9 protein-coding genes and 1 pseudogene are annotated in these 11400 nt (G+C 61.8%); 5 read left to right on the forward strand and 5 right to left on the reverse strand.

Annotation, left to right across the window (positions count from 1 at the left end):
- Positions 1–681: 681 nt before the first annotated feature.
- Both MJ643_RS15330 and MJ643_RS15335 read right to left on the reverse strand, forming a co-directional pair.
- A pseudogene (locus tag MJ643_RS15330) lies at positions 682–780 on the reverse strand (RcnB family protein); the annotation flags it as partial.
- Between the two features lie 71 nt (positions 781–851).
- On the reverse strand, positions 852–2144 hold the full coding sequence (locus tag MJ643_RS15335; protein ID WP_013970251.1) for a sigma-54-dependent Fis family transcriptional regulator: 1293 nt from the start codon (positions 2142–2144) through the stop codon (positions 852–854).
- Positions 2145–2366: 222 nt separating this feature from the next.
- Here MJ643_RS15335 and MJ643_RS15340 point away from each other — a divergent pair, with 222 nt between their 5' ends.
- From MJ643_RS15340 to MJ643_RS15350, 3 genes are read left to right on the forward strand one after another with little or no spacing between them, the layout of a single operon-like run.
- A complete protein-coding gene (locus MJ643_RS15340; RefSeq protein WP_013970252.1) occupies positions 2367–3251 on the forward strand; it encodes an MBL fold metallo-hydrolase in 885 nt (294 codons plus the stop codon).
- Between the two features lie 39 nt (positions 3252–3290).
- Positions 3291–4562 (forward strand): FAD/NAD(P)-binding oxidoreductase, encoded by a 1272-nt coding sequence (locus MJ643_RS15345; RefSeq protein ID WP_169774689.1) that lies wholly within the window; start codon positions 3291–3293, stop codon positions 4560–4562.
- Entirely contained in the window at positions 4559–5377 is an 819-nt protein-coding gene (locus tag MJ643_RS15350; RefSeq protein WP_013970254.1) for a sulfite exporter TauE/SafE family protein, read from the forward strand. The genes MJ643_RS15345 and MJ643_RS15350 overlap by 4 nt, the downstream gene beginning before the upstream one ends.
- On the opposite strand, the gene MJ643_RS15355 is transcribed toward MJ643_RS15350, so the two are convergent.
- Positions 5366–6253: a LysR family transcriptional regulator gene (locus tag MJ643_RS15355; protein WP_013970255.1), complete on the reverse strand. Its 888-nt coding sequence runs from the start codon at positions 6251–6253 to the stop codon at positions 5366–5368. The two genes, MJ643_RS15350 and MJ643_RS15355, sit on opposite strands and share 12 nt — an antisense overlap.
- Before the next feature lie 221 nt (positions 6254–6474).
- Here MJ643_RS15355 and MJ643_RS15360 point away from each other — a divergent pair, with 221 nt between their 5' ends.
- Both MJ643_RS15360 and MJ643_RS15365 read left to right on the forward strand, forming a co-directional pair.
- Entirely contained in the window at positions 6475–8121 is a 1647-nt protein-coding gene (locus MJ643_RS15360; protein ID WP_024087941.1) for a GMC family oxidoreductase N-terminal domain-containing protein, read from the forward strand.
- 98 nt (positions 8122–8219) lie between these two features.
- Positions 8220–9839: an MFS transporter gene (locus MJ643_RS15365; RefSeq protein WP_023662756.1), complete on the forward strand. Its 1620-nt coding sequence runs from the start codon at positions 8220–8222 to the stop codon at positions 9837–9839.
- A gap of 201 nt (positions 9840–10040) precedes the next feature.
- Here the strand turns inward: MJ643_RS15365 and MJ643_RS15370 are convergent, their stop codons facing one another.
- Together MJ643_RS15370 and gmhB are read right to left on the reverse strand one after the other, a co-directional pair.
- Positions 10041–10826, reverse strand: a complete 786-nt coding sequence (locus MJ643_RS15370) for a lysophospholipid acyltransferase family protein (RefSeq protein ID WP_025337179.1) — start codon at positions 10824–10826, stop codon at positions 10041–10043.
- 46 nt (positions 10827–10872) lie between these two features.
- Positions 10873–11400 carry a D-glycero-beta-D-manno-heptose 1,7-bisphosphate 7-phosphatase gene (gene gmhB / locus MJ643_RS15375; protein WP_013970259.1) on the reverse strand — a complete coding sequence of 176 codons (528 nt, stop codon included), beginning with the start codon at positions 11398–11400 and terminating at the stop codon, positions 10873–10875.

Raw genomic sequence — 11400 nt, forward strand, 5'->3', positions numbered from 1 at the left:
GTGTCGATGGCGAAGTAGCCGGAAAACAGGGGCTACTTCAGACCATCCCTAAACGCCGACACAGCAGTGCTATGCAGCTGTCTCCAGTAGAGTATGAGAAACGCTATTTCCTGAGCTTGGAGAGTGTCTAGAAAACCAGGGGCGATTCAGTGTCTACGGGGTCGGTTTAGTCAATCTGAATCTCCGGTTTCACCTCCGTGAGGCCGGCCATCGTCATGCATCAGATCTTGATTGACACGCGTGCCGCTTTGGATAGCCTTGCAATTGAGGGCTGCAACTGCGCATTTGTCGGGCCTGGGTACCAGCATGAGCCCCCCGCAATTTTGGCAGCAGAGGAAGCTGGTTCCTCTGAAGTAGTGACGGCGGGCATTGCCAGTCGGATTCTGAACCCAAGGTCGCCAGACTAGGAGCTAAAGGATCGCTGCGACTACTCCTCATCCCTTACCGAAAAGTCACGCGTCGGTCGTAAACGGCCCTTTCCAGGCCAATCAACTTTTGTGATTGGTGAGTAGGGATTTCTCGGCTTTTCTGTGAAAAGCACCCCTTCATTTCACAAAAAAAATGGCGAAGATTCCAATTTCACGGGGTCTGGCCTATCACCTATTTTGTGAACCTACATCCGGTGTAGATCGCCAGGCACTAAAAAGCCCGCGAAAGCGGGCTTTTTAGTGCCTGCAGAAATCAGTAACCGCTGAGGACGTTGACGATCACACCACTGGCAATAGCCACCAGCACATAGTCCCCATTCACATACAACCAGCGGTGATCACGCGGTGGTGAACCCGCTCCCACAGGATGTGTGTTGCCCTCGGGGATACGCGTGCCCTTGTAGACCGCGTTAACCGAACGCGTCAATTCAGGCCAAGCTCCTTCAACCGGCGATACAGCGTGCGCTCGCTCAGGCCAAGGTGACGGGCCAGTTCACTGCGCGAGCCCTTGAACTGTTCCAGTGCCTGCGCCAGCTCACCTAGGTGATTGCGCCGGCCACCTGTCTTGATCGCCCCCGCCGGGCCAATATCCTCCGGCAAATGCTCGGGCCGGATCAGCCCGTCGTCCGCAAACAAGCGCGCCCTTTCCAGAATATTGCGCAGCTCGCGAATGTTGCCCGGGAATGGATGCAGCCCAAGCTGCTGCAAGGCCTCGTCGCTCAGCCTGGGTGTCGGCTTGCCGGCCATGCGCTGCAGCAGGCTCTGGGCGAGCAACGGCAGGTCTTCTGCTCGTTCGCGCAACGCCGGCAGACGGATCGGGAAGCCGCTGATGCGGTAGTACAGGTCTTCGCGGAAGGTGCCGTCCGCGACCATTTGCTTCAGCGGTTTATGGGTTGCCGATACCAGGCGGAAATCCGAATGCACCGTACGCAGGCTACCCACCGGGCGGAAGCTGCCGGACTCGATCAGGCGCAGCAGCTTCACTTGCATCGCCAGCGGGACCTCGCCAATTTCATCCAGAAACAGGGTGCCACCATGCGCCGCTTCAGCCAGGCCGATCTTGCGCTGGTTGGCGCCAGTGAACGCGCCCTTCTCGTAGCCGAACAACTCGCTCTCGAACAACGACTCGGTCAGGCCGGTACAGTCAACCACCACCAACGGGCCGTTGGCCCTGGGGCTGCCCATGTGCACCGCACGGGCGAACAGTTCCTTGCCGGTACCTGACTCACCCTGCAGCAACACCGGGATCTGCGCCGGCGCCGCACGTTGCAGGCTGGCCAGGGCCGCTTTGAACGCTGGCGCGCGGCCGACCAGCCCTTGTTCCTGAGGCTGCGCCGACGCGAGGGTGATGCTGGTCAGGCGTTCGACAAAGGCCACCACCCTGCCCTGTTCATCCAGGATCGGCCGCAGCTCTACATCCACATGCTCGGGGCCGCGTGGCGTGTGATGAATGTGCAAAACCCGCTCCGGTGCCTTGCTGTGCCACGCCTTGCGCATCGGGCAATGCTCGCCGGCCTGGTCGCAAGGCACGGCGTAGTGGTGCGAGACCTTGTGGCATTTCTCACCCAGCGGCGCCTGCTCATGGCGACCGAACTGGCGGCGATAGGCAGCGTTGGCCGCCAGGATGTTGTAGTCGGTATCCAGCACGATGGTTGGCAGGGCATCGTGCTCAAGATAGGAAACCAAAGCTAGGATGAGGGGATGGGCTTCAGGCATGACGGCACCGATTGGATGACCGGCGCAGGGTAACAAGGACTGCCAAACACTGCCATTGGCTGACAGTCGACTGCCATCTGCGCTGCCACTGTCGTCGGCAATTGTCAGCAACGGGCCGGTTTTATTGGCCAGACCGCAGGAAAATGCCTGGCATGCATCTTGATAAACCTCCTGGCACTGCCTACGCCTGTACAAGGCTGGGCGGATAAATTGGAGAACGCGATGATCATCGGCAACAACCTGCACGTGGACGCCTTTTACGACAAGGCGACCTCCACCATCAGCTACCTGGTCATGGACGGCGAAACGCGCAAGTGTGCGTTGATCGACAGTGTCTTGGACTATGACCCCAAGTCGGGGCGTACCTGCACTGCTTCTGCGGACCAGTTGATTGGCCGGGTGAAGGAGCTGCGAGCTGAGGTGCAGTGGGTGCTGGAAACCCATGTGCATGCCGACCACCTTTCGGCGGCGGCCTATTTGAAGGAAAAGCTTGGCGGCCATACCGCCATCGGCGCGCATATCACCCAGGTACAGAAAGTGTTCGGTGCGTTGTTCAACGCCGAGCCTGGCTTCGCCCGCGATGGCAGCCAATTCGATGTGCTGTTCGAGGACGAGGAAGGTTTCCGCATTGGCAACCTGCATGCCCGTGCGTTGCACACCCCAGGGCACACACCTGCGTGCATGAGCTTCATGATCGAGGACGCCGGCGAGACAGCGGTGTTCGTCGGCGACACCCTGTTCATGCCCGACTACGGTACTGCCCGTTGCGACTTCCCTGGGGCTGATGCTCGCACCCTGTACCGCTCGATCCGTCGCTTGCTGGCCTTCCCCGACCAGACCCGGCTGTTCATGTGCCACGACTACCTGCCAGGTGGCCGTGACATGCAGTACGTCACCACCGTGGCCGAGCAGCGCGCCAACAATATTCATATCCACCAGGGCATCGATGAGGACAGCTTCGTCGCCATGCGTGAAGCCCGCGACAAGACCCTCGACATGCCCGTGCTGATCCTGCCTTCGGTGCAGGTGAACATGCGCAGCGGCCAGTTCCCCGCGCCGGAAGATAACGGTGTGAGCTACCTGAAGATACCGCTGAACAAGCTGTGACCGCCCTGCCCCATAACCAGATTTACAGGATTTACCGCCATGCCTGCCTTGTTGTCCCCTGCCAATACCGACCACCACAAAGTGGTCATCGTCGGTGCCGGCGCCGCCGGAATCGCCACCGCTTCCAGCTTGATCAGCCGTGACCCGTCGCTGGATGTGACCTTGATCGACCCCGCCGAAGTGCATTACTACCAGCCCGGCTGGACTATGGTCGGTGCCGGTGTGTTCAAGGCGCCAAGCACTGCTCGCACCATGGCCTCGACCATTCCGCGCGGCGTTCGCTGGATAAAGGCACGTGTGCAGGGGTTCGACCCGCTGGGCCAACTGGTCCTCCTCGAAGGCGGCCGCGCCATCAGTTATGAACAGTTGGTGGTCTGCCCCGGCCTCAAGCTGGATTGGGCGGCCATTGATGGCCTCAGCGAGACCTTGGGCCGCAATGGCGTCACCTCCAACTACCGCTACGACCTGGCGCCCTACACCTGGGAACTGGTGCAGAAGCTCAAGCAAGGCCGAGCCCTGTTTTGCCAGCCGCCCATGCCGATCAAGTGCGCAGGCGCCCCGCAGAAGGCGCTGTACCTGTCTTGCGACCACTGGCTGCGGCATGGTCACCTGGGGGCTGTGAAAGCCAGTTTCTTCAATGCCGGCGCAGTATTGTTCGGTGTGGCGGACTACGTGCCCGCATTGATGAAGTACATCGACAAGTACGCCGTGGACCTCAATTTTTCCCACCGCCTGGTCGCCGTGGACGGGCCGAACAAGCGAGCCACCTTCGTGCGTACCTTGGCCGATGGCAGCAGCGAAACTCGTATTGAGGCCTTCGACATGCTGCATGTAGTACCGCCGCAGGTGGCACCGGACTTCATTCGTGAAAGCCCGTTGGCCGACAGCGCCGGCTGGGTCGATGTCGATCCGCATACCCTGCGCCATCGCCACTTCACCAATGTCCATGCCCTTGGGGACGTGGCCAATACCAGCAATGCCAAGACCGCCGCCGCTGCACGCAAGCAGGCTCCGGTCGTGGCCAACAATGTACTGGTGGCCCTGGGCAGGCTGCCTACCCTGGCCAAGTACGATGGTTATGGATCGTGCCCGCTCACCGTCGAACGCGGCAAGATCGTGCTGGCCGAGTTCACCTATGGCGGCAAGCTGGCTCCAAGCTTCCCCAATTGGTTGCTGGATGGCCGCAAGCCGACACGTCTGGCCTGGTTGCTCAAGGCGCAGGTGCTGCCACCCTTGTACTGGAAAGGCATGCTCAAGGGCCGCGAGTGGCTGGCACGGCCACAGCCGTTGGTAGCCGAGGGTCGGCAGTGATCGAACATCAAATACTGGGAGCGGGCCTGGGCGCGATCATCGGTGCCGTGCTGGCGTTGACCGGTGCCGGCGGTGGCATTCTCGCAGTGCCTTTGCTGGTGTTCGGCCTGGGGCTGTCGATGGTCGAGGCGGCACCGGTCGGCCTGCTGGCCGTAGGCATGGCGGCAGCGGTGGGTGCTGTGCTGGGCTTGCGGCAGGGCCTGGTGCGCTACCGGGCGGCGCTGTTCATCGCATTGATCGGTGTGGCAGCGGCGCCGTTCGGGCTGATGCTGGCGCACCGCCTGCCGAACACGCCACTGCAGTTGGTGTTCGCCGGGGTGTTGGTGTATGCCTGCCTGCGTATCTGGCGCAAGGCGGCCAAGGAACTGCGCGGCGAAGCCAATGATGCCCATCGCTACATCGAACCCTGCGTGCTGAACCCGCTGCAGGGCCGTTTGCGCTGGACCCTGCCCTGCGCGCGCGCCCTGGCCTTTACCGGCGCATTGTCAGGGCTGCTGTCCGGCCTGCTGGGCGTGGGCGGTGGCTTTGTCATCATCCCGGCCCTTAACCGCTACACCAACCTGCGCATGGCCAGCATCGTCTCCACTTCGCTGGCGGTGATCGCGCTGGTGTCCACCGGCAGTGTGGTCAGCGCCAGCCTCGCAGGGGTAATGCACTGGCAGGTTGGCGCCCCGTTCGCCGTCGGTGCGGTGCTCGGCCTGTTGCTGGCGCGGCCATTGGCGGCCAGGCTGGCCGGGCCGCGCTTGCAGCAGATGTTTGCCGTGGCCGGTTGGGCTGCGGCCCTGCTGCTGGCCGGCAAGGCGCTACTGGGCTAGCAGCTCGCTCTGTTCTGCCGCGCATAGCGCCAGCAGGTAGTCCCACACTACCCGCAGGCGCACCGACTTGTGCAGTTCGCGGCGGGTACAGATCCAGTAGCTGCGCTGGATGGTTTCGCCAGGCAGCACGCGCACCAGCGTCGGGTCGTGGCGGGCCATGTAGTTGGGCAGTACGGCGATGCCCAACCCGGCGCGGGCGGCGGTTTGCTGGGCGATCACGCTGGTGCTGCGAAACACCACGTTGGGGGCCCGGCAGAAGCTGTTGAGAAACAGCAGTTCCTGGCTGAACAGCAGGTCGTCGACATAGCCGATCCAGCTGTGCCGGGCCAGGTCCTCGCGGTTGCGCAGCGGGGGCGCGCGATCCAGGTAGTCCTGGCTGGCGTACAGGGCCAGGCGATAGTCGGTGAGTTTGCGGGTGATCAGCAGGTCGGCGTTGGGCCGTTCCAGGTGGATGCTGATCTCCGCCTCGCGGTTGAGGATGCTGACGAAGCGCGGCACTGCCACCAGCTCCACTTCCAGGCCGGGGTAGCGGTCGAACAGTGCATTCATGCGCGGGGTGAAGAACATGATGCCGATGCCTTCGGTCACCCCCAGGCGAATCTTGCCCAGCGGCGTGATGGCCTGGGTGATTTCTTCCTGCGCCAGCAGGGCGACGTTTTCCATGGCTTCGGCGTGCTTGAGCAGGGCCTGGCCCGAGGGGGTCAGTTCATAGCCCTGGGCATGCTGCACGAACAGCGCAGTACCCAGGCTTTGCTCGATGCTCTCGATGTGCCGGGCCACGGTGCTGTGGGTGGTGTTGAGGCGCTTGGCGGCGGTAAGCAGGCGGCCGCTGCGCTGCAACTCGAGGAAAAACCGCAGATCGTTCCAGTCGAACATGCTGATCCTTTTTGGCAGTTCGTTCCGGCCTCTTCGCGGGCACGCCCGCTCCCACAGGGATCGCGTTACCTTGTGGGAGCGGGCGTGCCCGCGAAGAGGCCAGTACAGACTTACCACTGTGCTAAAACGCACAGCGGCTGCGCGAAATCTCGTGTTTCCTCCACGAAATTACTCACTAAGATGGATCGGGACAAGAATAATAATCAGGCCCGAGGTTGCACATGCCATCAGCCGATTCTGTCTTCGACTACGTGGTCGTAGGGGCCGGTCCCGCCGGTTGCCTGTTGGCCAATCGTTTGTCCGCCGACCCTTCCTGCCGAGTGCTGCTGCTGGAAGCGGGTGGGCGCGACAACTATCCCTGGATCCATATCCCCGTCGGTTACCTCTATTGCATCGGCAACCCGCGCACCGACTGGTGCTTCAAGACCGAGGCGCAGCCCGGCCTGGGCGGTCGTGCGCTGGGCTATCCACGCGGCAAGGTGCTGGGTGGCTGCTCCTCGATCAACGGCATGATCTACATGCGCGGCCAGGCTGCCGACTACGACCGTTGGGCCGAGCAAGGCAACGACGGCTGGGCCTGGAAGGACGTACTGCCGCTGTTCAAGGCCAGCGAAAGCCACTTTGCCGGCGCCAGCGAGCACCACGGTGGTGATGGCGAATGGCGGGTCGAGCGCCAGCGCTATAGCTGGCCGATCCTCGATGCCTTCCGTGATGCCGCCGAGCAAAGCGGCATCGGCAAGGTCGATGACTTCAATACCGGCGACAACCAGGGCTGTGGATATTTCCAGGTCAACCAGCGCAGCGGTGTGCGCTGGAACGCTTCCAAGGCTTTTCTACGGCCGATCAAGGATCGCCCCAACCTCACCGTGCTGACCGGCGTTCAGGTTGACCAGGTGCTGCTCAACAACACCCGTGCACGGGCGGTAAAGGCGTTCTGGCAGGGTGCCTGGCACGAGTTTTCGGCACGTCGCGAGATCATCCTCTGTGCGGGTGCTGTGGGCTCTCCCTGTATTCTGCAGCGCTCCGGCATCGGCCCGCGGCAGTTATTGGAAAGCCTGGGCATTGGCGTGCGTCACGACATGCCCGGTGTTGGCGGCAACCTGCAGGATCACCTGCAGCTGCGCCTGATCTACCAGATCCGCAATTCCCGTACCCTGAACCAGATGGCCAACAGCCTGTGGGGCAAGATGGGCATGGGCCTGCGCTACCTCTATGACCGCAGTGGCCCGCTGGCCATGGCCCCGAGCCAGCTGGGTGCATTCGTGCGTTCAAGCCCGGAGCAGGCCACCGCCAACCTGCAGTACCACGTGCAGCCGCTGTCACTTGAGAGATTCGGCGAACCACTGCACACGTTCCCGGCCTTTACCGCCTCGGTGTGCAACCTGCGCCCGGCCAGCCGCGGGCGTATCGATATCCGCAGCAGCGACATGAACAGCACGCCGCTGATCGACCCCAACTACCTCAGCGACTCCCAGGACCTGCGCGTCGCCGCCGATGCCATTCGCCTTACCCGGCGTATCGTCCAGGCCCCTGCCCTCGCTGCGTTCGACCCAAAGGAATACCTGCCGGGCCCAGCCCTGCAAACCGAAGAAGAGCTGTTCGAAGCCGCCGGCAAGATCGGCACCACCATCTTCCACCCGGTCGGCACCTGCCGCATGGGCAATGGCGAACTGGACGTTGTGGATAACCAGTTGCGCGTACACGGCATTCCCGGCCTGCGCGTGGCGGACGCCTCGATCATGCCGCAGATCACCTCCGGCAATACCTGTTCACCCACCCTGATGATCGCCGAGAAGGCGGCGCAACTGATCCTCAAAGGAGCTGCTACCCAGACCTATCTGAACGAAGACGCGATACCGACGCCCTGACCCCGGGTGCGTGCAGTACCGGCAGCTGGCGGTCAGAAGCTGCCGACAGTGGAACAACAAGAATAATCACTGTGGCCTGCGGGCCGAGGACAGCAACGATGTCGGATTACATCCAAGAGCAGGGTGCGGCGGCCAGCAGCTCCAGCCGTCGTGAAGAACGCAAGATCATCTTCGCGTCATCCCTCGGGACAGTTTTCGAGTGGTATGACTTTTTTCTCTATGGTGCGCTGGCAGCGGTCATCAGCAAGCAGTTTTTCGCTGGCGTGAACGACACCACCGCCTTCATCTTCGCCCTCATGGCCTTTGCCGCCGGCTTTCTGGTGCGGCCATTCGGCGCGCTGGTGTTCGGCCGGCTGGGCGACATGATCGGGCGCAAGTACACCTTCCTGGTCACCATCGTGCTGATGGGCCTGTCCACCTTCGCGGTAGGGTTGTTGCCCACCTACGCCAGCATCGGCATCGCGGCACCGATCATCCTGGTGGTCCTGCGCATGCTGCAGGGGCTGGCGCTGGGTGGTGAATACGGCGGTGCGGCCACCTATGTGGCCGAGCATGCGCCGCCCGGCAAGCGCGGTTTCCACACGGGTTTCATCCAGTCCACCGCCACCCTTGGCCTATTGTTGTCGCTGGTGGTGGTGCTGGGCAGCCGCTATATCAGTGGCGACCAGTTCGAAACCTGGGGTTGGCGCCTGCCGTTCCTGTTGTCGATCGTGCTGCTGGCGATTTCCACCTGGATCCGCATGAGCATGCACGAGTCGCCGGCCTTCGTGAAAATGAAGGCTCAGGGCAAGGTCAGCAAGTCGCCGATCCGTGAGTCGTTCACTTCCTGGCCGAACCTTAAAGTGGTGCTCACCGCCCTGTTCAGCATCAACGCCGGGCAGGCCGTGACCTTCTACACGGCGCAGTTCTACGTGCTGTTCTTCATGACCCAGATGCTGAAGATGGACCCGGCCCAGGCCAACACCCTGCTGATCATCAGCGTTGTCATTGGTGCGCCGTTCTTCGTGTTCTTCGGCTGGTTGTCCGACCGGATTGGCCGCAAGCCGATCCTGATGCTCGGCCTGCTGCTGGCCACGGTGCTGTACTTCCCGCTGTTCAAGGCGCTGAGCCACTACGCCAACCCACAGATCGACGCGGCCAGCCGCCAGGCGCCGATCGTTGTCACTGCCGACCCGAGAGGCTGTACTTTCCAGTTCGACCCGGTAGGCAAGGCGCGCTTCGACAGCCCCTGCGACAAGGTCAAGACATTCCTAGTCAAGCAGGGCTTGCCATACAGCTCGGTGGATGTGGCAGGTAGCGATGTGGTGGTGAACATCGGTGACAAGACCATCAACGGCTTCGACGAAGCGGCCATGCGTGCGGCGGTGGAACAGGCTGGCTACCCGGCCAAGGCCGACCCTGGGCAGGTCAACCAAGTGATGGTGGTGGTGCTGATCGTGGCGATGATCCTGATCGCGACCATGACCTATGGCCCGCTGGCGGCGGTGATGGTCGAGCTGTTCCCCACTCGCATCCGCTACACCTCCATGTCACTGCCCTACCACATTGGCAACGGCTGGTTCGGTGGCTTCCTGCCAACGGTGTCGTTCGCGCTGGTGGTGTACACCGGGGATATCTTCTATGGGCTGTGGTACCCGGTGCTGGTGACCGGGGTCAGCCTGGTGGTGGGGATCTTCTGCCTGAAAGAAACCAAGGATGTGGATATCGACAAGATCTGACGGCTGCAACGGGCCGTTTCTACACGCCCGCATGAGGCAATAAAAAAACCGGCTGTAAAAGCCGGTTTTCTTATGCCCCAAAAAAACTTATGCACGATTTTCAGAAAAATGTCATACACAGAAATAAACAGCTAATTCAAATACTTAGCGATCACTTCAGTCTTTTAATCCAAAAACAGTTCACAAGTTATCCACAGATGGTCAGGCCATCTGTTCCTGGGGTTTTTCTTCTGCTGGCGGCAGCGAACCCATGGCCCGCTGGGTCGCTTCGTTCCACGCCGCGGCGCGGTCGTTGAGCTCGGCGATGGCCCGTGGCCCGGTGCCGTTGGCGTACATCGGCTCGCCAATCACCACCTCGATTGTGCCCGCGCGCTTGCCCCAACCGGTCTTGGGCCAGAACTTGCCGGCGTTATGGGCAATCGGCAGCACCGGCAGCCCGGCATTCACTGCCAGCGCGGTACCGCCACGGGAGAACTTTCCCATGGTGCCGAATGGCACGCGGGTGCCTTCCGGGAAGATCAGTACCCAGGTCTTCTGCTTGAGCAGCTCGTCACCCTTGCTGGCTACCTGGCGCAGGGCTTCCTTGGGGTTATCGCGGTTGATCGCGATCGGCCGCAGCATGGCCATGGCCCAACCGAAGAACGGCACGTACAGCAACTCGCGCTTGAGCACCTGGCTCAGCGGCGAGAAATACTGGGAAAGGAAGAAGGTTTCCCAGGTGCTCTGGTGGTTGGACAGGATCACGCAAGGCTCATCAGGCACGTTCTCGGCGCCAGTGATCTTGTAGTCGATACCCAGGATGGTGCGCACAAGGAACAACGCGCAACGGCACCAGTACACGTTGATGAACTTGTAGCGCTTGGGGAACGACAGGAACGGCGCGACGAAGAAGCTCAGCGAGCACCACAGCAGCGAACTGGTGCCCAGCAGCAGGTAAAAAAGAAAGATTCTGATCGCCTGCAGGATCGACATAGTGGCTTGTACCATTGCGGGGCATGCCCGCCTGAGAAAAATGCGCCCGAAGGCGCACTGTTTAAATTAGTTCTCTGGCGATAGCTGCCAGATCGTCGAAAATCAGTGTAGTTTCCGGGACGCCTTTTTCCAGGGTCCGCTCGCCCTTGCCGGTTTTCACCAACACGGGTTGTGCACCGACGGCCAGGGCGGCCTCCAGGTCACCTTTGCTGTCGCCAACGAACCAGACGCCTTCCAGGCCGACCTGGTAATGCTCGGCGATCGCCCGCAGCATGCCAGGCTTGGGCTTGCGGCAATCGCAGCCTTCGTCTGGCCCGTGCGGGCAATACACGATGTGGCCCACTTCGCCACCCTGCTCGGCCACCAGCGCGCGCAGGCGCGCGTGCATGGCCTCGAGGGTAGTCAGCGCATAGTAGCCACGGGCAATGCCGGACTGGTTGGTGGCCACGGCCACCGTCCAGCCCGCCTTGCTCAACTGCGCGATCGCTTCGACCGAGCCAGGGATCGGCACCCACTCGTCCAGCGTCTTGATGTAGGCGTCGGAGTCGTAGTTGATTACTCCGTCACGGTCGAGAATCAGCAGTTTCAA

Origin of the sequence: Pseudomonas sp. PNPG3, assembly GCF_023093815.1 — a bacterium.
Classification (GTDB): domain Bacteria; phylum Pseudomonadota; class Gammaproteobacteria; order Pseudomonadales; family Pseudomonadaceae; genus Aquipseudomonas; species Aquipseudomonas asiatica.

Excerpts from the sequence above, each read along its gene's own strand:
- MJ643_RS15335 (WP_013970251.1), bottom strand. The coding sequence starts at position 2,144 with ATGCCTGAAGCCCATCCCCTCATCCTAGCTTTGGTTTCCTATCTTGAG.
- MJ643_RS15340 (WP_013970252.1), top strand. The coding sequence starts at position 2,367 with ATGATCATCGGCAACAACCTGCACGTGGACGCCTTTTACGACAAGGCG.
- MJ643_RS15345 (WP_169774689.1), top strand. The coding sequence starts at position 3,291 with ATGCCTGCCTTGTTGTCCCCTGCCAATACCGACCACCACAAAGTGGTC.
- MJ643_RS15355 (WP_013970255.1), bottom strand. The coding sequence starts at position 6,253 with ATGTTCGACTGGAACGATCTGCGGTTTTTCCTCGAGTTGCAGCGCAGC.
- MJ643_RS15360 (WP_024087941.1), top strand. The coding sequence starts at position 6,475 with ATGCCATCAGCCGATTCTGTCTTCGACTACGTGGTCGTAGGGGCCGGT.
- MJ643_RS15365 (WP_023662756.1), top strand. The coding sequence starts at position 8,220 with ATGTCGGATTACATCCAAGAGCAGGGTGCGGCGGCCAGCAGCTCCAGC.
- MJ643_RS15370 (WP_025337179.1), bottom strand. The coding sequence starts at position 10,826 with ATGGTACAAGCCACTATGTCGATCCTGCAGGCGATCAGAATCTTTCTT.